Below are 22,946 nucleotides of genomic sequence, written 5' to 3'. Positions count from 1 at the left end.
CAATGAGATGTCCTTTTTGCAACTCTACAAACACTAGGGTTGTAGATTCGAGACAGGTTGATAGCGAAACCTCCATAAGAAGAAGGAGGGAATGCAATGATTGTAAGAGAAGATTTACCACATATGAAAAATATGAAATCAACTCACTAATCGTGATAAAAAAGAATCAAGAGAGAGAATCTTTTGATAGAAATAAAATTTTAAATGGAATGATTAAATCCTGCTATAAGAGAAAAGTTCCTTTAGAGGTGTTGGAAAACGCAACTAAGGAAATAGAGCTAGAATTAAATCATTTGAATAAAAAAGAAATTCCATCTTCTGAGATTGGCGAATTGATTATGGAAAAACTAAAAAACATAGATAAAGTTGCCTATATAAGATTTGCCTCAGTGTATAAAGAGTTTCAACGAGTTGAATCCTTTTACGAAGAGTTGGAAGAAGTTAAAGATTAGCCTCATTTAATGGGGCTTTTTGTTTTATGTAGAAAAATATTTTTGATTTGATAAAAATTAAAATTCCTTTTCTATGTTAATAGAACTGTTTTTGTGATAATATAAATAAACTAGGGGGAAATATGGACTTATTTGAATATGATTTAGAAAGAAAAATGAAAAATTCTGCACCCTTGGCTGAAAGGGTTAGACCTGAAAACATAGAAGATTTTTATGGTCAAGAGCATGTCATTTATCCAAACAGCCCTTTAATTAGGTTAATAAAAACAGATAGAATAGGATCTTTAATACTATATGGTCCACCGGGAACGGGAAAGACCACCTTGGCCTATGTTATATCAAAATCTACCAATAGAGTTTTTGAAAAGCTTTCGGCAGTAACATCGGGAGTTAAAGACATAAAAGAAGTTGTAAAAAACGCAGAAGACAATCAAAATTTCTTTAACAAGAAGACGATTTTGTTTGTAGATGAGATTCATAGATTTAACAAGTCTCAACAGGACGCTCTTCTTCCACACGTGGAGTCGGGACTTATAACTTTAATAGGTGCAACAACAGAAAATCCTTTTTTTGAAGTAAATAGAGCTTTATTATCAAGAACAAAAATAGTGGAGCTTAAACATCTTTCACCAGGAGATATAAAAAAAGCTTTAAAGAGGGCCCTTGAGCACAAAGATGGACTTTCTATGTACAATATTGAAATTGGTGAAGAAGAACTTGATTTTATCGCAAAGCTTTCAAATGGTGACGTAAGAAATGCTTTAAATAGTTTGGAGGTTGCAGTGCTTTCCACAGAGGAAGTTGATGGAAAGATAAAAATCACCAAAGATATTATAAAGGACAGTTTCTTTTTAAATCATTTAGGTTATGATAGAGATGGCGATATTCACTATGACACCATATCTGCATTTATAAAATCCATGAGGGGTTCAAATCCTGATGCAGCTTTAATTTATCTGGCAAAGATGTTACAGTCTGGTGAAGATCCAAAGTTTATAGCAAGACGTATGATAATATTTGCGTCGGAAGATATAGGAAACGCGGACCCAAAGGCGTTAACCGTTGCAAATGATGTGTTTAGAGCGGTGGAAGTAATTGGACTTCCAGAGTGTAAACTAAATCTTTCTCAAGGGGTTACTTATCTTTCAACTGCACCTAAGAGTAACAGTTCGTACGTGGCCATAATGGAAGCCATAGAAGATGTTAAACAAAATCCAAATCTAGAAATTCCTGGCTACTTAAGGGATGCTCACTATAGTGGTGCAAAGGACTTGGGCCATGGAATAGGATATAAATATCCCCATGATTATAAGGGTGGATATGTAAAGCAAAGATATATGCCAGAAAATTTTGAAGAAAAAAAGTATTATAATCCTAAAGAAATAGGTTATGAAAAAAAGATATATGAATTACTTAAAAGTTTAAGGGAGGAATAAATTGATTTTACTTAGAGATATTGAAAAAGATTATGAAAAATTCATAGACCAAGAAGTAGAGATTGCAGGTTGGATTAAAAATTCAAGATTTCAAAAGAACTTGGGATTTATTGAATTAAACGACGGAACTCAGTTTAAACCTGTACAGGTAGTTGTGGATAAAGATGTTAAAAACTTTGAAGAAATTAGCAAGCTTGGACTAAGCTCAGCTATTATTGTAAAGGGGAAACTAGTTAAAAGTCCACAAGCTAAACAGGCCTATGAAGTTCAAGCAAGTAATATATATGTTGAAGGAGCATCTGACGATGACTATCCACTTCAAAAGAAGAGACATACTTTTGAATTTTTAAGGACCATACTACATTTAAGACCTAGAACAAATACTTTTAATGCAGTATTTAAAGTTCGTTCAGAACTTAGCTATGCAATCCATAAGTTCTTCAACGAAAGAGGTTTTGTATATGTTCACACACCAATAATTACTGGATCCGACGCTGAAGGTGCGGGAGAGATGTTCGAAGTTTCCACATTGGACTTAGATAATTTGCCTAAGACTGAAAATGGCGAGATAGATTTTAAAGAAGATTTCTTTGGTAAGAGAACAAATCTAACGGTAAGTGGTCAACTTCAAGTAGAATCTTTTATAATGTCCCATAGAAATGTATATACATTTGGACCTACATTTAGAGCAGAAAACTCAAACACACCAAGACATGCGGCAGAATTCTGGATGATTGAACCGGAAATTGCATTTGCAGAACTAAAGGATGTTTGTGAACTAGCAGAAGATGTAATAAAGTACATTATTAAATATGTTTTAGAAAGCTGCCCACAAGAAATGGAATTCTTTGACAAGTTCGTTCAAAAGGGATTAATAGAAAGACTTGAAAAAGTTGTTAACAGCGATTTTAAAACATTGACCTACACAGAAGCTATAGACATACTAAAAGATGCAAAGGTTGAGTTCCAATATCCTGTAGAATGGGGAATGGATTTACAAACTGAACATGAAAGATATCTTTCAGAACAAATTGTTGATGGACCTGTGTTTATAACAGACTATCCAAAGGACATTAAGGCCTTCTACATGAAGCTCAACGAAGACGGTAAGACCGTAGCGGCAATGGACTTACTAGTTCCAGGAATTGGAGAGTTAATTGGTGGAAGTGAAAGGGAATACAGACCAGAAATTCTAAAACAAAAGATAATTGACGGGGGACTTAACCCAGAAGATTATGAATGGTACATGGACCTAAGAAGATATGGTACTGTTCACCATGGTGGATTTGGAATTGGTTTTGAAAGAATGGTAATGTATTTAACTGGTATGACCAACATTAGAGACGTGCTTCCATTCCCAAGAACAGTTGGACATTGCGAATTTTAAAAAACATTTGACAAAATAAAATTTAGACTATATAATGTTTTATGTTAGTTGAAAGTAGAGTTATCCGCTCTCACCTTATCACAATCGGGTGCATAAGGTAATAATTTAAGTTATTTATAGGCGGATATTTCTATCTGCCTTTTTTTAATGAAATTTTATGGAGGTGTAATCATTAAGGAATTACAAATTAACGAGGGTATTAGAGCAAAAGAAGTAAGACTTATTGGTGCAGATGGTGAACAAATAGGTATTGTATCTATTAATGAAGCGCTTGATGCAGCAAGGGAAGCAGACTTGGACTTAGTAAACATTGCTCCTAATGCAAAACCACCGGTTTGTAAGGTTATTGATTATGGCAAGTATAGATACGAAGCCATCAAAAGAGAAAAAGAAGCAAAGAAAAAACAAAAAGTTATTAATGTAAAAGAACTTAGACTATCACCTAATATTGACACACATGATTTAGAAGTTAAAGCAAATCAAGCTAATAATTTCCTTAAGAAGGGTGATAGAGTAAAAGTTACAGTAAGATTTAGAGGAAGAGAACTTGGACATACTTCCATAGGTAATGATGTATTAAATGATTTTGCTGAATTAACATCTGAAAATGGAATTATTGATAAAAAACCTACTATGGAAGGCCGTAGCATGGTAATGTTCCTTGCTCCAAATACAGAAAATAATTAGGAGGTAAATTATGCCAAAGATGAAAACTCACAGAGGTTCTGCAAAGAGATTTAAAAGAACTGCCTCTGGAAAATTAAAAAGATATAAAGCTTATAAGAGCCACATAACAGGAAAGAAATCTCAAAAGAGAATTAGAAACTTAAGAAAATCTGCTTTAGTTAGCAAGGGTGATCAAAAAAGAATTGATCATATGATTCCGTAGGTTAGGAGGTAATACAGAATGGCTAGAGTTAAAAGGGGTACAAATACCCACAAAAGACATAAAAAAGTATTAAAATCTGCAAAAGGATATTACGGTTCTAAATCCACTTTATATAGAACAGCTAATCAAGCTGTAATGAAGTCAATGGCTTATTCTTTCATTGGTAGAAAGAGAAGAAAAAGAGATTTCAGACAAATGTGGATTGCAAGAATCAATGCTGCAACTAGACAACATGGACTTAGCTACAGCAAGTTTATGCATGGTTTAAAGCAAAATGGAATTGACATGAACAGAAAGATGTTATCTGATCTTGCAATTAAAGATCCTCAAGCTTTTGAAAAACTTGTAGAGATAGCAAAAAACGCTTAAATCCCAAACTATTGGGGTTTTTTTGCGTTTAGAGGTAAAATAAATGCATTTTTCAAAAAAACTTGATAAATTCACTAAATTAATTAAAAAAATAGAAAACAATCCGCCACTCTATCTTATGATTGGATTTTTAATAATTATTTTAATAGGTTCCATACTGCTTTCATTGCCGATTTCTTCTGCAAATGGAAAATCCACATTATACTTAGATAGTCTATTTGTGTCCACATCTGCAGTATGTGTTACGGGACTTAGTCCAGTTGTAACAGCAACCCATTGGAATTTTTTTGGACAGCTAATTATTATAATTCTAATTCAGATTGGTGGACTTGGAGTAATGACACTATCAACTTTAGTTGCAATGTTACTTGGAAAGAGGATTACATTATCAACAAGACTGATTATTAGAGAGCAAGTTGGCGCCAAGGGATATAGTGGACTTGTAAAGCTTATAAGGTATGTCCTTACATCCACACTTGTAATCGAGTCCGTTGGAGCATTCATATTGGCATTTAGTTTTGTCCCTGTATATGGTTTCTTTAAGGGAATCTGGTTTTCTATATTCCACTCCATATCTTCCTTTTGCAATGCGGGTTTTGATTTAATTGGAGAAGAGAGTTTACTTGGAGTTAATACAAATTTTATGATTATTTTTCCAATAGCGCTTTTAGTTATAATAGGTGGAATTGGATTTAATGTGTATATGGATATTACAAAATATAGATTGAATTTCAAAAGATATTCATTACACTCAAAGGTTGTTTTAACTACAACTGCAATATTATTAGCTTCGTTTACGATTATATTTTTTGTTTTTGAATTTAATAACGAACTAACCATAGGACGATTACCTGTAAGATACAAGCTATTAAATTCATTTTTCCAATCTGTTACCTTAAGAACTGCTGGATTTTCAGCCATGAGTCAAACAGGCTTGCATAATAGCTCTACCATTATGTCCATGGTTGCAATGATAATAGGAGCGGCTCCTGCAAGTACTGGTGGTGGAGTTAAAATTACTACGGTAGCACTAATAATAATGGTTTTAGTGTCTGAAATTCGCGGTGATGATGATATAATAATGTACAACAAGACGATTAAATTTACGCAGGTAAAAAAAGCCATCGCTGCATTTATAATATATATGTTGTGGATACTTGTAGTTGGAAATATTATTGTATTTATGGAGCCCTTTAAAACTTCAGATGTACTATATGAAGTGATTTCAGCCTTGGGTACAGTAGGAATAAGTAGAGGTATAACTGCTATACTGTCTCCGCTTTCTAAAATCCTTATAATCATAACTATGTTTTTTGGAAGGGTTGGAATTTTGACCATAATATTTGCTACAAAGAAGAGAAAACAAAAGCTTTACAAAGAAGCTTATGGAACTATTATTTTAGGATAGGTGAAATATGAAACAATTTGCAGTAATAGGTTGTGGTAGGTTTGGTAAGGCACTTGCCATAAAACTATCAGAGCTAGAGCAAGAAGTACTGGCTATAGATATAGACGAAAATGTAATTAACGAAATAAGTAGCAGTGTTACCCACGCGGTAACTGCCAATGTAACTGTGGAGGGTGTGCTTGAAGAGTTAGGAATTCAAAACTTCGATGTTGTAGTGGTAGGAATGAGTTCTCACTTTGAAGCTTCCGTATTAGTTACAACAATAGCAAAGGAACTTGGAGTTCCAACGGTTGTTGTAAAGGCGAGGGATAGTTTCCAAGCAAAGATCATGTATAAAATTGGAGCCGACAAAGTTATAATTCCAGAAAAAGAATCGGGACTTCGACTTGCCCATAGCATGGTTAAAGATGCCATACTAGACTTTATAGAAGTTTCTAAAGAGTTTAGCATGATGGAAGTTAGAGCCCCTAAACCTTGGATTAATCAAAAGATTATTGACCTTGGTATTAGACAGGATGACAACCTAACAATTATAGCAATTAGAAGAGACGATGAAGATATAATTAATCCAAGTCCTCAAGAAGTTATTGATAAAAAAGATGTACTACTTGTGCTTGGACCTACTGATAATGTTGAGGCCTTGGTGAAAATTTCGAATGAGTAATATAATAACAAGCGGCAACAATGCAATAGTGAAAAAAGTTAAAAGTCTTAAGCTTTTGAAAAATAGAAATAAAGATAAACTATTTTTAGTAGAAGGATTTAAAATGGCCCAGGAAGCTATCCAGTCACAAGTAGAAATTGAAAATATAATCTTAGATGAAAATGCAAACTTAGACTTAGATGAAAAATTACAAAAAAAGGTTGTAAGAGTAAAAGACTCACTATTTTCACAATTGTCAGATTTGAAAAATCCAGAAGGAGCTATTCTAATTTGTAAAGAGATTGAAAGTGAAATTGATTTTGATGAAAATCTACTAATCTTAGATGAAATTAGAGATCCAGGAAATATGGGAACAATCATTAGAACTGCAGAAGCATTTAACTATAAAAATATTCTTCTTTTAGGAAATTGCGTTGATATATACAATAGCAAGGTTCTAAGAGCTACCATGGGTTCTATTTTTAGGGTTTCAATTAACCAAATAGATATAAAGACTATAAAGGATTTAAGACATACCCATACAATACTTGCAACGGCGTTGGATGAAGACAGCATAGACATAACATCTATGACAAAAATTCCAAAGCATGCTATAATAATTGGTAATGAATCACATGGTGTTAGAAAAGAAGTATCAGACCTGGCCCATAAAAAGGTAATAATACCTATTAGTGAAAATATAGACTCTTTAAATGCGGCCATAGCTTCAAGCATATCGATGTTTTATTTTAACTTAATATATTCTAAGAAGGAGAAGGAAGTTTAACGAATTTTTCAGAGAACTATGGTTTGGTGGAACATAGTAATTGGTTTTACTTTTTTCGCTCTGGAGTTCTTGGGTAATGCCAAGCGTTTCTAGCGTTAATAGAATTACTTTTGGGTGGTATAGCGAATCTTTCGTCCCGTTTGGGATGAGAGATTTTTTTAATATAAGGGAGGAACTATGAAAGATAAAATTAATTTAATCAAAGAAAATGCCCTTTCAAATATAAAGAGCATAGATAAGTTGGAAGACTTAGAACAAATAAGAGTAAAGGTTCTTGGTAAAAAAGGTGATTTAACCTTGATTTTACGTGAGATGGGTAAACTTTCAAAGGAAGAAAGACCAATAATAGGTCAATATGCAAATGAAGTTAGGGCAGAAATTGAAAATGCACTTGCAGTTAAGAAAGAAGAGTTACAAGAAAAACTAAACGAAATAAAGATAAAGACTGAAAAGATTGATATAACAAGAAATATAAATAGTTTTGAAATTGGACATAGACATCCACTTAATGAAACCATGGAAGAGCTTGAAAATCTATTCCAAAGAATGGGATTTTCTATTATTGAAGGACCGGAAATAGAAACTGTTGAAAATAACTTTAATAAGTTAAATTCGCCAATGAATCACCCTTCAAGATCAACTTCAGATACATTTTACATTGATGAAAATACATTACTTAGAACACATACATCACCTGTTCAAATCAGAACCATGCTGGAGCAAGAGCCTCCAATAAGAATGGTTTCTGCTGGAAGAACTTTTAGATATGATGAAGTTGACGACACTCACTCACCGATGTTTCACCAAATAGAAGGCCTTGTTGTAGATAAGGGAGTTACTATGGCAAATCTTATTGACACATTAAATGTGTTTATAAAAGAATTCTTTGGTGAGGATATGGAAACTAGATTTAGACCACATCACTTCCCATTTACAGAGCCATCAGCAGAGGTAGATGTTTCATGTTTCAACTGCCATGGCAAAGGCTGTGAAGCATGTAACTTTACAGGTTGGAGTATGGAACTTTTAGGTTGTGGAATGGTTCATCCTAATGTACTTAGAAATTGTGGAATAGACCCAGAAATTTATTCAGGCTTTGCATTTGGTATGGGGATAGACAGAATTACCATGATTAAACATGGCATAAAGAATATTAGATTACTTTATGATAACGACAAGAGATTTTTACAACAATTTTAGGAGGCATATATGTTATTACCATTAACTTGGATGAAAGATTATCTTAATATAGATATAAGCAGCAAGGAGATTGCTGACAAAGTTACACTTACAGGTTCACATGTTGAATCGGTTATAGATTTAAGTGTGGGACTTGAAAAAATAATAGTTTCAAAGATTTTAAAAATAGAAAAGCATCCTGATGCAGACAAGCTTTCCATTGTTACATTGGACTATGGCAGTGGAGAGATAGATGTAATTACCGGGGCTAAGAACATGAAAGAAGGAGACTTTGTTGCTTTTGCACAAGTGGGAGCAAAGCTTCCAAATGGACTTGAAATAAAGCCGATTAAGCTTGTGGGAATAGAGTCACCAGGAATGTTATGTTCATACGAAGAACTTGGATATTCAAAATCTTTAGTACCAAAAAATTCCCAAGATGGAATAATAATATTAGAGGAAGGAAATCCTGGAACTCCAATTACAGAGGTTTTAGAATTGACCATGCCTATAATTGAGTTTGAAATCACTCCAAATAGACCGGACTGTCTTTCAATAGTAGGAATGTCAAGGGAAGTTGCTGCTACATTTAAAGATAAAATTGAAGTACCTGAGTTTGAAATTAAAAATGAAGAAGACGACATTAAAAATTATTTTAAAGATGTTGTAATTGAATCTGAAGATTGCTACAGATATATGGGTAAAGTTGTGAAGGATGTTGTTATAAAAGAATCTCCACAATGGCTAAAAAATAGACTTATGCAGTCAGGAATGAGACCTATTAACAATATAGTCGATATTACAAACTTCGTTTTACTTGAACTTGGTCAACCAATTCATGCCTTTGACTTAGATACAATAAAATCTAAGGAAATTCATATTAAGAAACCAAGTGGAGAAATTAAATTTACAACTTTGGACAATGAAGAGAGAACTTTGACATCAGATGATTTAGTAATCTATGACAAGGACGAACCAGCTGCCATTGCAGGTGTAATGGGTGGTCTTGATTCAGATGTTAAAGACAACACTAAGACAATATTTATTGAATCTGCAAGTTTTTCTCCAGATTCTGTTAGAGATACATCTAAGAGACTAAACTTAAGAACAGAGGCTTCAGCAAGATATGAAAAGGGAGTTCCTGTAGAATTTGCAGAAATTGCAATAAATAGAGTTTGCAATTTAATCGAAATAACAAACTCAGGAACAGTTGTAGCAGGACAGTTTGACATTGGAGAAAAAGAAAGTAAAAAAGTAGAAGTAAACTTTAATTACAATAAAATCAATGAACTTTTAGGAACTTCTCTTTCAAAAGACGAAATAATAAGTTACCTTGAAGATTTAGAATTTGTAGTAAATTCAAATGGAGAAGATGTTAATGTAAAGGTTCCTTTCTTTAGAACAGACATCTCAATCGTTGAAGATATTGCAGAAGAAGTTGGAAGGCTATATGGTTTTCACAATATAACTCCAATGCCATTAAGAGGAGATTTATTAAGTGGTAGAAAGAGTGAACGTAGACAGGTTGAAGACAGAATAAAACATATACTATATGGATGTGGTCTTTTTGAAATTATGACATATTCATTCATAAGTAAGAAGTCCTATGCAAAAGCATCTATCGAATATAATCCAGAGGAATCAATTGAACTTATTAACCCTCTAGGAGAAGACTTCTCTGTTATGAGAACTACTACACTTACTAACATTCTAGATGTTTTAGAAAAGAATTCTAAGAACAAAATACCTAGTATGAAAGTATATGAACTTGCAAATACCTTCCTAAAGGACTCTAAAGGCGAATATGGAGAAACTAAGAAAATTGGATTCGGTATGTATGGAGATGTGGATTTCTACTCACTTAAAGAAGTAGTAGAAACACTTCTTAAAGAGCTAGGAATTAAAAATACAAGTTATGTAGCATTAACTGATAATGCCACATATCATCCAGGAAGGGCGGCTAAAATCTATATCGACGATGTAAAAATAGGTGAAATTGGAGAGATTTCCTTTGGACTTGCTAAAAACTACGATATTACATCTAGAGTTTACATTGGTGAACTTGATTTAATCAAGATTATGCCATACATTGTGAAAGATATTTTAATGGAAGAAATAAGTAAGTATCCAACTGTTGAAAGAGATATTGCTATTGTAATTGATAGAGATTTAGAAACTGATGTATTAGAAAAGTTTATGATTGAAAATGGATCAGAGCTTTTAAAATCAGTGGAACTATTTGATGTGTACATGGGCGGAAATATAGAAAAGGACAAGAAGAGTTCTGCATATAAACTTAAATTCCAATCAAAGGATAGAACTTTAAGAGAAGAAGAGATAAGTGAGATAATGAAAAATATACTTTCTAAGTTGGAGGATAAGTTTAACGCACAATTAAGGAGTTAAGATGGCGGAAAAGGAAAAATATAGCGTAACCATTATGGGAAGATCCTACAATCTTCTTTCTGATAAATCTCCAGAGGATATAAAGGCCTTGGAAGATATTATTAATGAACAAATCAAAAACATTAGAAAGGATCATTCATCCCTTTCTAATGATATGGTTTATACTTTGGCACTTCTGTATTTTGCAGAGGCGGTTAATAAAAATAAAAATCTTGTAGAGAAACAGGAAAGTGATTTAATCAGTTTAAAATTTGAAAATGAAAATTATAAATCATCTGCAAAGGCTGACAATGAAAAATTTATAGAAATGAACGAAAAGTATGACGAAGTTTTAAAGCTCTATAATGAAGAAAAGAAATTAAAAAATGACTTGGAATTCAAAATAAAAGATATGAAGCTTGACTTCGAAACTAAGTCAGAAAACTTGAGAAGAGATTTAGAAGTGTTAAAGAGAGAAAAACAAGGATTGGAAAGTCAAAACGATAAGTTAAACAAAGAAAATATCAGCTTAAACAGAGCTTATATGCAAATAAATAGCAAGATTGACAATATTATTTCAGAACTTGAAGACATTAAGGATGGTAATTAATGAAATATAATCCGGAAGTACTTGCTCCTGTTGGAAATATGGAGATGCTTGAAGCTGCAATAAAAGCGGGAGCTACTGGAGTATATCTTGGAGGGCTCTTATATTCAGCAAGAGCCTATGCAACTAATTTTGATAATGAAGAGTTAAAAAAAGTTATAAAATTTTGTCACAAAAGAGGTGTTAAAGTATATGTGACTGTAAACACTCTATTTCATGACAACGAGATACAAGGAGCATTAAACTTTGTAACAGATTTATATAATATGGATGTGGATGGAGTAATCATACAAGACTTGGGATTACTCCATCTTATAAGAAAACATCTTCCAAATCTTCCAATACATGGGTCTACACAGATGAATATAAATAACTACTATGGAGCAAAACTTCTTCAAAGTCTTGGATTTAAAAGGGTTGTACTGGCAAGGGAAACTCCCATAGATGAAATAAAAAAGATTTGTAAAAACTTAGATATTGAAGTTGAAGTCTTTGTTCATGGATCCCTTTGTGTTGGTTGCTCTGGACAATGTTTAATGAGTTCATATATTGGAAATAGAAGTGGAAATAGGGGAAGATGTGCACAGCCATGTCGTCTTGACTATAAGCTTTTAAATAGAAATAAAGAAGACATAAGTAAAGACTTTGACTCATTCATTAGTCCTAAAGATTTATGCACCATTGAAAATGTGGAAACACTGTTTGATGCAGGTGTAAACTCCTTTAAAATTGAAGGTAGGATGAAAAAACCTGAATATGTTTACAATGTGGTTAAGTCTTACAAAGATAAAATTGAAAAAAATTCTTTTGACAAAAATAGATTAAAGGAAGTTTCTCTAAGGGGCTATACTGATGGACTAATATTTAATGACTTTGGAAAAAGTTATACGGAGCTTAACAGACAAGCCGGAAAAAAGGGACTAGAAGTTGGAGAGATTATTGAAGATAGAGGAAAAAAATCTATCTTGTTTAAACTTCCATGCAATAAAGATGATATATTAATTTTAGAAACGGAAAAAAATAAAAATATTCCTTACACACTTAAAAGAGATTTTAAAAAGGGCGAAAGAGTTTGTGAAAAATATTTCTATGACTTAAAGATGTCGTCAAAAGTTGTAAGATCCAGTTCATCTAAACTAATAGACGAAATCAATTCTAGAAATTTAGAACTAAATAATAAAATAGATTTTAAATTTGTGGGAAAAGTATCGGAACCTGCAAAGTTATTTTTAACATATAAAGATATATCCCTTGAAGTTTTATCTGAAAATACAATTGAAAGAGCCAATACTAAACCTGCTTGTAAGGAAGATGTAGTGCGTTCTTTAGAAAAACTCGGAAATACGGACTATGTATTGGAAAATATCGAAGTTTTAATTGACGATGACATCTTTATTCCCGTTAGAACACTAAATGAGATGCGCCGTGAAATTGTAGGGAAACTTGATGAAGAAATTTCTAACTTCAATAAAAGAGTTCCATTAGATTATGTTTCTTTAAAACAGCTAAAGGTTTCAGACTTTAAACACAAGGATATTAGTGTGAACCTTGAAGAAAATATTTTTTCAACTGGAACAGACAATGAATACGGCGATATTTATACTGAAAATATTGATGGATTATCCAGTGAAAAGTTTTATAAAATGCCTAGAATTCAGTTTGAAAGTGATTTCGAGACACTCAATTCAAAATTAAACGAAAAAGACTTTAAGGGATTTTTAGTAAATAACTTAGGAGATATTCAGTTCATAGAAGAAGAATTTAAAAACAAAGAGATTATAGGGGACTATGGACTAAATGTTTTAAATGTTTATTCCTACTTGTTTTTAAAACGATTAGGAATAAAAAGGATTACTTTATCAACTGAATTAAATTTAAAAGAATTGAACGAAATTTTAAAATATACAGAAGATGATGCAGAAATAATAGTGCATGGTCCACTTATTTCAATGATTATGGTCCACTGTCCATTTTCCGTTATAAAGGGATGCAAAGATAGCAGTGGATGCGATACTTGCAATTTTAACTTTGGATTTATGAAAGGTAAAAACGGAGAGATATTTCCAGTTAAAAGAATAAATGGTTATAGTGAAGTATATCATAGTAAAAAACTTTTAGGGTATAATTTCTTAACTGATATTCAGTTTAGAAATGGTGGAAATATCAGAGTCATAGACGATGGGGAGAAGCTAGATTTACCTAAGATATATTTTGAAAAGATTAATGGCAACAACAATTCAAAACATAAATTTGATTTAAAAAATTACACTTTTGGACACTTTGAAAAGGGGATTGAATAGATGAATAATAAGGCTTTAAAAATATTAGAGTTTAATATTATAAAGGAAAAACTAATTAGTCATGCAAGCTCTGCATTGGGTAAAAAATTATGTGAAGAACTTTTACCTGAAACAGACATGGACTCAATACAAAACAATCTTTCTGAAAGTGAAGAAGCCCTTTCTTTATTATATGCCCATGGTAGAGCACCTATTTATGAAGTAAAGGACTTCAGACTTATGCTTAAGCATGTGGAAAAGGGTGGAACTTTAGATAATAGAGATTTACTGGATGCTGCCATGTTACTTAGGTCAGTGCAAGAAACTAAAAAATACTTTAATGACAGTGAAGAGAACATGGAAAAGTATCCAAGGATTGGAAATTTGATTTCACTTCTTAAGCCATATCCAAATATTGAAAGAGAAATAAGCTCTGCAATCATTTCTGAAACGGAGATAAGTGACAATGCAAGCTCTACTTTAAAACGCATTAGAAGAGAAATTCAGTCTAAAACAGAGTCCATTAGAACAAAATTATCTCAAATTTTAAAGGCACAGAGCTCTCAAAAGCTATTACAAGATTCATATGTGACCATGAGAGATGGCCGATATGTAATTCCTGTTAAATCTGAAAACAAATCTTCTGTTCAAGGAATTGTACATGACCAGTCGGGATCGGGACAAACTGTATTTATAGAACCTATATCTGTGGTTGAAATCAATAATGACATTAAGACTTTAGAGCTTAAAGAGCAGGAAGAGATAAAGAGAATTCTTAAAGAACTTTCAAATCTTCTTTTAAACATATATGATGATTTTATTTTCAATCAAAAGAATATGGCTCATTTGGACTTTGTGTTTGCAAAGGGGTCCCTTGGTATTGAAATGAACGGAATTAAGCCAGATGTTAACCTAGATGGCATTATTGACTTGAAAAGTGCAAGGCATCCTCTTATTGACAAGAAAAAGGTTGTTCCAATTAATATTTATCTTGGAGAAGACTACAACACCCTTGTAATAACAGGACCTAACACAGGAGGTAAGACGGTAACCTTAAAGACATTAGGTCTTATGACTGTAATGACCCAATCAGGATTATTAATACCTTGCAAAGAGGATACAACCGTTGCGATTTTTGAAGAAGTATTTAGTGACATTGGTGATGAGCAAAGTATTGAACAATCACTGAGTACATTTTCATCACATATGACAAATATTGTAGACATACTTTCTAAAGTAGATGAAAAATCACTTGTTCTATTTGATGAGCTTGGTGCAGGAACAGATCCTACTGAAGGAGCTGCCCTTGCAATATCAATTCTTAAAAAACTTCTTGATAAAAACATTAGAACTGTGGCAACAACACATTATTCACAATTAAAATTATTTGCATTAAATACGCCGGGAGTAAAAAATGGAAGTGTGGAATTTGATGTAAAGACTTTAAGTCCAACCTATAGACTTACAATAGGTATTCCAGGAAAGTCCAATGCCTTTGAAATTTCCAGAAGACTTGGTCTTTCTGAAGATATAATTAATGAATCAAAGAAAATAATTCCACAGGAAGAGCTTTCCTTTGAAGATATTTTAAATAAGATTGACTCAGATAGAAAAGAAATAGAAGAGAGTAGACAAAGACAAAAGAGATTTGAAGAAGAAGTTGAAAGTTTAAAAGAAAGACTTAACTTCGAAATTGAAAAATCTAAAAATGATAGAGAAAAAATCATAGAGGACGCTCAAAATGAGGCCTATGAAATTATAAATGAGGCAAAGAAAGAATCTGCCAGTCTATTGAAGGAATTAAAATTTCTTTCAAAGTCAAATAAGGATAATATTGCTTCAAAAGCAGTTGAAATTGAAAATAAATTCAACACTCATTTAAAGAAGCAAACTGAAGATAAATCTATCTTAAAGGAAAATAGAAAGAAAAATAAAAAGGAAATTAAACTTGGAGACACAGTAGAGATTCTAGGTATTGGCGGAGTTGGTGAAGTTGTTACACAGCCAGATAGAAAAGGTGACTTACAGGTTCAAGTTGGTATAATGAAGATATCTGCTAATATTAAAAACTTAAAATTAGTGGAATCAGAAGAAGAGAAAAAATCAAATTATAATATCAAAAGCATTATAAAATCAAAATCAGGATCCAATATTAAAAGTGAATTGGACTTAAGAGGCAAGAATATAGAAGAGGCAATCTTCGAAATCGATAAATTTTTAGATGACGCATATATAGTGGGGCTAAAAGAGGTCTCAATTATACATGGAAAGGGTACTGGAGTACTAAGGCAAGGAGTACAGGACTATCTTAGAAAGCATAAATTTATTAAAAAGTTCAGAGATGGTGAGTTCAACGAGGGCGGACTAGGTGTGACTGTAGCACAATTGAAATAGGTGGTTAAATGAAAATACTTTTAACATCATTAAATACAAAGTATATTCACAGCAATATAGCAATAAGATACTTGAAAGACACGGTGTATCCAAAGTACAAATGCGATACTATTGACTTTACTATAAATCAAAATAGTGACGAGATAATATTTCAAATAATAAGAGGAGCATATGACATTGTTGGCTTTTCAACATATATTTGGAATGTGGAAATGACTTTAGAGATTTGTGAAAAACTGAAATTAATTAATCCAAACTTAATTATTTTTATGGGAGGTCCAGAAGTTTCTTTTAACTCAAAAGAGATTATAAAGAATCATCCATATGTCGATTATATTATGAGTGGAGAAGGCGAAGAGTCCTTTTTAAAACTACTTGACTATGTTCATGGTGAGAGAAAGGAATTGCCATCAGGTGTGGTTACACTGTCTGATGAGGAAGTAGTTGGCAATGATATTTACCAAGTTGTAGATCTTCAAAATTCAAAAATAGAATACACTTTAGATTACATTAAAGACAAGAAGATAGTTTATTACGAAACTTCCAGAGGTTGCCCATACAATTGTGAATTTTGCCTGTCTTCATCTACGGGGCGTGTAAGATTTTATCCACTGGAAAGATGTTTAAAGGATATAAAATTATTTTTAGATGAAAATGTTCCACTTGTTAAGTTTATTGATAGAACTTTTAATTTTAACAAAGAGAGAAGTCTTACAATACTAAAATACATTATTGATAATGACAACAATTTTACTACTTTTCACTTAGAGATACACCCTCAACTTATTGATGAAGACTATTTAAATCTATTTAGAAAAGCTAGAAAAGATCTTTTTCAATTTGAAGTTGGAGTTCAGTCTACTAATGAAGACACGTGCAAGGCGATTAAAAGGGTGGGAGATTTTGAAACCATAACAAGGGTTTGTAAGGAGATTATGTCGTTTCAAAATATACATCTTCATCTTGATTTAATTGCGGGACTACCTTTTGAAGATTTAAAAAGTTTGAGAAAGTCTTTTAATGACATCTTATCCATAGGGCCAGACAAACTTCAATTGGGATTTTTAAAGGTTTTAAAGGGATCGCCAATTTATTACAAAGCAGAGCAATATGAAATTGTTTATGATAAGAAGTCGCCTTTTGAAGTTATTTCTACAAAGTGGATTAGCTACATGGAGCTACAAGAAGTTAAAAAGATAGAGCAGATGCTTGATAAGTATTACAACGAGGGATATTTTAAGAACACAATAAATTATCTTTTTGAAAATCATTACAACGACTACTATGAATTTTTTCTAGAGCTGGGAAATTATTGGGACGAAAAGGACTATCTATTTAAAAATCACTCTAGAGATTCGTTATATAAAATTTTAAAAGAGTTTTTAATTGAGAGAGAGTTTAAAGAGAATGATTTATTAAATGAACTCTTGATACATGATTATGTGTTGACCAATGGCAAAGTTCCTTGGTTTTTAAATCCGAAAAAGATTGAAAGTGCAAAGGAACACGATTTGTTAAGGGACGAATACGTTTTAGAAAAAATATCTGAACATGATGTTCCTGCAAAAAAGCTAATTAAAAACTATATTTTTTTAAGATACGACTATCAGATTTTAGATGATTTCAAAAAAGAAGAATTACTTTTGATTTACAGAATTAAAGACAGAAAATATTATGATATTACAGAAAGTTGGAGGTAGCATGGATATCTTAAACGATTTTATTTATATTCAAAAAAAAGCACTGAGAAACACATTTAAAAATCCAAGATATATTGTGCTATGTGCAGTTATTTTGGCAGTTGGCATAATAGCTACTAATATAATTTCAAATATTTTATTTGGAGTGCTAAAATTAAATGGATATATTTCAGGCCTTTTAGTTTATATTTTTAAAGTGTGCATATTAGGCTTCATAATGTCCATTTTATATACGGGAGTTAAAGACACGGAAAATAGAATTGTGTTTCAAAATTATGATTTTAAACCATTTGTCATAAAGATTATTCAAGTTGGGTTTGTAATCTATATAGCTCAGATAATATTACGTCCCTTAGCTATGAACTTTTATTTTATAGTTACAATAATTGCCATGATTATTTTAAATGCCCTTCCAGAAACCCTTTATCTTGAAGATTATGATGGATATAACTCTATTAGGGCAAGTGTGGAATTTTTAAAAGATAATGCTCTTAATTGGGGACTTCCAAATATAATCATAATGGCTTTAATTTACGCTTTAATAGATGGAAGGTCATTATTTACAGGGCTATATTTTAGTGATTTAAAGTCAATTATAAAATCCGTTGTAGTTATTTTAATAATGGGTATTTATTTGATGTATAGAGGAATGTTATTTGAAATACTAAATGGTTCATCAAGAAGAAAAAGAGAGTTTATGAGGAATTTTAATGAATAATATTAAAGAATTTTTTGCATCAAAAACGGATAATATATATTTTTTGGAGCTTAAAGATAAAAGCATTTACGGCTTTCCACTCCCAATATTGAAATCGGATTTTATGGATGAGTTAAAGTACGAGACCTTTACAGAGGAGATAGATGTAAGTTATTTTATTAGGGGAATGGCCTATATCTGTGCGTTGGATAAAGACTTTATATATAGGGACGACTATGTAAACTTTATGCTTGACAATATAGAAAACACTGAAAGTTATTTAATGGCCATGGCATTTGAAGAGATAGAAATAAATTATGAAAATGCTATGATATTTTTCAAGTTCATCTATGAAAACTTTCCTCAAAGTTCGTCATCATTCGCATATGCATCTGCACTTAAGGACTATTTTGACAATACTTTGGAAGAAATGTTCTTAGAAGAGTCAAAGAGAGTTTTAAATGAAAATATTAAAAACTATCCTGACTTTCCGTACAATTACTTTTTGTTTGGAACGATTGAAATGATTGAACAAAACCCAATGAAAGCGGAAATTTATCTTCGAAAGGCATTAGAATTATCTAAAGACAGTCCCTTTGAATCAGAACTTAGGGAAAAAATTGCTCCACTTTTGCATGAAGTTGTAACAGATTCAAAAATTGAAGAGGCTTTTCATGCCCTTCAAAGGGGAAGTTATAATGAAGTCATTGAAATATTAGAAGATGTGGACACTTTTAATTACAAAAAAGAACAATATCTTGCGATGGCGTATTACAATAGAGGAGATGTTGAGAAAGCTTTAGAACTTTTTGAAAAGACTCATAAGGAACATGAGGACTTGAAGGATGCAAACTTCTTTATTGACTATAGCTTTGTGCTTGGCCAAGCGGGACTTGTGCTAGAAGCCCTTGGTCTTATAAATATGGCTCTTCAAAACATCGGAGATAACGCTCCACTACAATTCAACAGAGCGATTATTTATTTGAACATAGGTGAAACTGAAAAGGCAAAAGAAGACTTAGAAAGCGTTGTTAGTTTCTATGACATTTCCGAAGAACTTTTCAATAATGCAATGATCTTATTAGAAAAAATAAAAGATTTAAATTAAAAAATACTAGGCCTATAGGTCTAGTATTTTTGGATATAGCTCTTTTAATATTTCAATTCCAATCAATAGATTATATCTTGTTTTAGAATCTTCAAAATCAATGTCGACAATCTCTGAAAGTCTGTTTATTCTATAGACTACGGAGTTTCTGTGAATGTCCATAATTTCTGCAACTTTTATAAGCGACCTCTCTTCTGTTAAGTAAAGATAAAGTGTCTTTAAAAATTCCGAATTTTTTTCTAAATCGTGCTCAAGAAGTGGTTTTAAAATTTCTGGAATCAATATCTCCAAGAAATCCATTTGTCCAAGTAGCGGCTTCATTAAACTGTGAAGCTCTTCTTGTCCATCAGATGAAATGGGAACCTCGTTATCGAAAATAAATTTTGATAATTCATATACCTTATTGAAATTTGATAATTTATTCTTTAAATCATGGCTATAGTATTTTAAGTTATACTTTGTAATGTATTCTAAAATTTCATCTTCTAATTTATTTCTGTTTAGTCTTGTCTTGTTTATTAAAAGTATAAGGTGATTTTGGTTTAAAATTGAAAATAGGTATTGTGGGTTATCTAGTATAAAGCGGTTGCCATGGATAAACATATCTCTATACTTAAATAGTCCTGCTTCAAGTTGAATCACATAAACCTTGTAGCTGTCTTTTGCACTCCAATTAAGCCCCTTAAGTATTTTGTAATCTTCGTCTGAGAAGTCTCCCTTTAATAAATTTTTAAGAGATACATAAAAGTTATCGAATGAAGTTTGAAGGTTCTTAACTTCTTTGTGAATATAATTTGAAATTATAGTACATAATTTACTTATACTTTCTTTTTCATCTTCATGGCTATTTTCAAATGCCAAGTATGCAAACATTCTGGACGAATTTGACGATATGAACTTCAGTGGATATAACTCGCTGACCTTGTTAAAGTCAAATGGATTATAAAGTAATTTTTTGTTATTATCCAAAATACAAACCTTATCTTTAAACTTTGAACTAATTTCCTTAAGCAAAGATTCTATTCCCTTATCTAAACAGATGATGGAGTAAATTGTCTCTAAAAACTTTTGGTTTTCAATAATCAAAGGCTGAAGTATTTCCATAGCCTTTCCTGCATCATCTAAACTTGAGTGTAGATAACTAATTTTATTCTTGCTTTTGAATTCACCATTTGAGTTTACAATTAAAAAATTCCCCTTGGTAGGATTTAAATTTTTTATTTCATCTTCCGTTATGATATTCAAATTATTTTCATCAATTGAATTTGAAATAGAACATGCGTAAATATCTTCATTTGAGAAAATATTTTTATCTTTAATATTTAATTCTTTTATTTCGCTTATTTGACTTAAGAGCATTTCCTCACCCTATCTTATTTTATGCTTTGAGTATATCAAAAACTTTAAAATACTTAAAGTAATTTAGCATATTGATTGAAATTCCAGTTTATGGTAAAGTTATAAGGCTAATGAAAAGAGGGGGAATATGAAAGGAATATCAATTATATTAATGGTTTTAACGGTGCTTTCAAAAATTTTGGGTGCCGTAAGGATTGCAACTCTTTCAAGACTTTTTGGAACGGGGATTGAGGCGGCGGCATTTAACTTGGCAATGTCTATTCCAGTTTTAGTATTCAGTTTTATTGCAGTTGGTATAACAACGGGCTTTATACCGACATACAAAAGACTGGAAGAACAACAAGGCGTTGAGCTTGCAGATAGATTTACCAGTAATTTAGCTAATATAACTACTGTTATAACCATTGTGCTTGTAATACTATGTCAAATATTTGCAAGACAACTTACCTACGTATTTGCTTTTAAGTTAAACGAACCTGCAAGGGTACTTACTACAAACTTTTTGCGTATTTCTATGGTTTCTTTAATACCAATAGGAATTGCAACTGTATATAGAGGTTATTTAAATTGCCATGGAGAGTTTATTGTAACGGCTTTACAAGGTTTTATATTAAATGTATTTATAATCCTTGGACTATATCTTGGGAAGTATATAAACAAGTACTACCTAGCCATAGGTATTGCAGTTGCATCAACTTTACAATTTGCTCCATATATTCCTGCTGTTAAGAAAAAGGGATATAAGTGGACAAAGATATTAAGTGTAAAAGAACCGGAAATTAAATCCATGTTGATTATGGCCATACCTATAATCGTGGGAGTTTCTGTTAACCAGTTAAATGTAATAGTAGATAAAAACTTAGCCACAATGATAATGGGAGAAAGAGGTATAAATGTAATGGAATATGCCTCTAGACTAAGTGAACTTGTTAATGGAATTGTTATTGTATCAGTGAGTACAGTAATGTATCCTATTCTAAGTAAGTTTGCTGGGCAAAATAAGATTGGAGAATTTAAAGATGTTATCGTAGATACATTTGTGTCAATGTTTCTCTTGGTAATACCTGCCATGGTGGGACTTGCAATACTTGCAAACCCAATAGTGGAATTTATTTATGAAGGTGGTAACTTTACTAAGGGTGACACAGCTTTAACTGCACCGGTCTTAATGCTTTACTCATCTGGTCTTATGGCCATAGCACTTAGAGACATACTATTTAAATCTTTTTATAGTTTAAAAGATACTAAGACACCAACAAAAAATACAATGTGGATGATTTTAGTAAATATAATTGTTTCCGTAGGAAGCTCAAGATTTTTAGGACTTAATGGTTTAGCACTGGGAACTACAGTTGCAGCATACTTTGGTGCGGTTCTGCTTTTTTATAACTTAAAGAAAAAAATTGGTGAGTTTTCAAAGATGAACCACTTGATTGTGGAAACATTAAAGATAGCAGCCGCATCCATTATTATGGGTATAGGAGTATATTTCACAAATAATGCCCTTGTTAATAGCTTTGGAAGCAAGAAGGCAATGTTTGTGGCAATACTTGTGGGAGCTTTAATATATGCTGTACTTGTAATGGTGTTTAAAGTTAAAGAAGCTGAGAATTTAATTAGACAAATAAAGTCAAAGGTTAAGTCGAAAAAACAATAATTTGACCTTTGATATTAAATAATATACAATAAAATCATGTTAATATTAGCGATGAATAGGAAGGATAAAGCTAAGAGTATCAAAGAGAGGTAGGGTTTGGTGAAACCTACTTACTAAGGCTTTTGATGACACCTAGGAGCTATGGTAATTGCGTTATAAATTTCAAGTGAGGTTTACCTAATTAGGGTGGTACCGCGAGCTAACTCGTCC

The 22,946-nt window shown here is 31.9% G+C and carries 19 protein-coding genes and 1 other annotated feature (1 of these 20 cut by a window edge); of the genes, 18 read left to right on the top strand and 1 reads right to left on the bottom strand.

Features of this window, described 5'->3' with window-relative positions:
• The first annotated feature begins 2 nt into the window (after nt 1–2).
• The 17 genes from nrdR (at nt 3) to L6651_RS02220 (ending at nt 19,720) form a co-directional block, all read left to right on the top strand.
• Nucleotides 3–452 (top strand): transcriptional regulator NrdR, encoded by a 450-nt coding sequence (nrdR, locus tag L6651_RS02300; RefSeq protein WP_237036443.1) that lies wholly within the window; start codon nt 3–5, stop codon nt 450–452.
• A 122-nt stretch (nt 453–574) separates the two neighbouring features.
• Nucleotides 575–1,888 (top strand): replication-associated recombination protein A, encoded by a 1,314-nt coding sequence (locus L6651_RS02295; RefSeq protein WP_237036442.1) that lies wholly within the window; start codon nt 575–577, stop codon nt 1,886–1,888.
• Between the two features lies 1 nt (nt 1,889).
• Nucleotides 1,890–3,275, top strand: a complete 1,386-nt coding sequence (gene asnS / locus L6651_RS02290) for an asparagine--tRNA ligase (RefSeq protein ID WP_237036441.1) — start codon at nt 1,890–1,892, stop codon at nt 3,273–3,275.
• Between the two features lie 147 nt (nt 3,276–3,422).
• The gene (gene infC, locus L6651_RS02285) at nt 3,423–3,962 is read left to right on the top strand and encodes a translation initiation factor IF-3 (protein WP_237036440.1); all 540 of its coding nucleotides are present in this window, start codon (nt 3,423–3,425) and stop codon (nt 3,960–3,962) included.
• Between the two features lie 10 nt (nt 3,963–3,972).
• Nucleotides 3,973–4,164, top strand: a complete 192-nt coding sequence (gene rpmI, locus L6651_RS02280) for a 50S ribosomal protein L35 (RefSeq protein ID WP_055079296.1) — start codon at nt 3,973–3,975, stop codon at nt 4,162–4,164.
• Between the two features lie 18 nt (nt 4,165–4,182).
• A complete protein-coding gene (rplT, locus tag L6651_RS02275) occupies nt 4,183–4,533 on the top strand; it encodes a 50S ribosomal protein L20 (RefSeq protein WP_237036439.1) in 351 nt (116 codons plus the stop codon).
• A 43-nt stretch (nt 4,534–4,576) separates the two neighbouring features.
• Nucleotides 4,577–5,941, top strand: coding sequence for a TrkH family potassium uptake protein (locus L6651_RS02270; RefSeq protein WP_237036438.1), 1,365 nt, complete (start codon nt 4,577–4,579; stop codon nt 5,939–5,941).
• Between the two features lie 7 nt (nt 5,942–5,948).
• On the top strand, nt 5,949–6,605 hold the full coding sequence (locus L6651_RS02265; RefSeq protein ID WP_237036437.1) for a potassium channel family protein: 657 nt from the start codon (nt 5,949–5,951) through the stop codon (nt 6,603–6,605).
• Nucleotides 6,598–7,371, top strand: coding sequence for a TrmH family RNA methyltransferase (locus L6651_RS02260; RefSeq protein WP_237036436.1), 774 nt, complete (start codon nt 6,598–6,600; stop codon nt 7,369–7,371). The genes L6651_RS02265 and L6651_RS02260 overlap by 8 nt, the downstream gene beginning before the upstream one ends.
• A gap of 177 nt (nt 7,372–7,548) precedes the next feature.
• Complete coding sequence (gene pheS, locus L6651_RS02255; RefSeq protein ID WP_237036435.1) at nt 7,549–8,571, top strand: phenylalanine--tRNA ligase subunit alpha; 1,023 nt, start codon at nt 7,549–7,551, stop codon at nt 8,569–8,571.
• Nucleotides 8,572–8,580: 9 nt separating this feature from the next.
• Nucleotides 8,581–10,956, top strand: a complete 2,376-nt coding sequence (gene pheT, locus L6651_RS02250) for a phenylalanine--tRNA ligase subunit beta (protein ID WP_237036434.1) — start codon at nt 8,581–8,583, stop codon at nt 10,954–10,956.
• Nucleotide 10,957: 1 nt separating this feature from the next.
• A complete protein-coding gene (locus L6651_RS02245) occupies nt 10,958–11,545 on the top strand; it encodes a cell division protein ZapA (protein WP_237036433.1) in 588 nt (195 codons plus the stop codon).
• A complete protein-coding gene (locus L6651_RS02240; RefSeq protein WP_237036432.1) occupies nt 11,545–13,842 on the top strand; it encodes a U32 family peptidase in 2,298 nt (765 codons plus the stop codon). Before L6651_RS02245 ends, L6651_RS02240 begins: the two co-directional genes overlap by 1 nt.
• Nucleotides 13,843–16,215: an endonuclease MutS2 gene (locus L6651_RS02235; RefSeq protein WP_237036431.1), complete on the top strand. Its 2,373-nt coding sequence runs from the start codon at nt 13,843–13,845 to the stop codon at nt 16,213–16,215. It abuts the gene before it with no gap.
• An 8-nt stretch (nt 16,216–16,223) separates the two neighbouring features.
• Nucleotides 16,224–17,915, top strand: coding sequence for a B12-binding domain-containing radical SAM protein (locus tag L6651_RS02230; protein ID WP_237036430.1), 1,692 nt, complete (start codon nt 16,224–16,226; stop codon nt 17,913–17,915).
• A gap of 1 nt (nt 17,916) precedes the next feature.
• Nucleotides 17,917–18,633 (top strand): hypothetical protein, encoded by a 717-nt coding sequence (locus tag L6651_RS02225; RefSeq protein ID WP_237036429.1) that lies wholly within the window; start codon nt 17,917–17,919, stop codon nt 18,631–18,633.
• Complete coding sequence (locus L6651_RS02220; protein ID WP_237036428.1) at nt 18,626–19,720, top strand: tetratricopeptide repeat protein; 1,095 nt, start codon at nt 18,626–18,628, stop codon at nt 19,718–19,720. Before L6651_RS02225 ends, L6651_RS02220 begins: the two co-directional genes overlap by 8 nt.
• Nucleotides 19,721–19,732: 12 nt before the next feature.
• Here L6651_RS02220 and L6651_RS02215 read toward each other — a convergent pair whose 3' ends face one another.
• Complete coding sequence (locus L6651_RS02215; RefSeq protein WP_237036427.1) at nt 19,733–21,079, bottom strand: helix-turn-helix domain-containing protein; 1,347 nt, start codon at nt 21,077–21,079, stop codon at nt 19,733–19,735.
• A gap of 127 nt (nt 21,080–21,206) precedes the next feature.
• Between L6651_RS02215 and murJ the strand changes: the two genes are divergently transcribed.
• Entirely contained in the window at nt 21,207–22,736 is a 1,530-nt protein-coding gene (murJ, locus tag L6651_RS02210) for a murein biosynthesis integral membrane protein MurJ (protein ID WP_237036426.1), read from the top strand.
• A 42-nt stretch (nt 22,737–22,778) separates the two neighbouring features.
• Nucleotides 22,779–22,946: a binding site (T-box leader), on the top strand; it runs 5 nt beyond the window's last position.

The sequence above is a fragment of the Mediannikoviicoccus vaginalis genome (assembly GCF_928097925.1).
Taxonomy (GTDB): domain Bacteria; phylum Bacillota; class Clostridia; order Tissierellales; family Peptoniphilaceae; genus Mediannikoviicoccus; species Mediannikoviicoccus vaginalis.
Note: the sequence above shows the minus strand (reverse complement) of the source record. Positions and strands in the feature narration are given on the sequence as shown.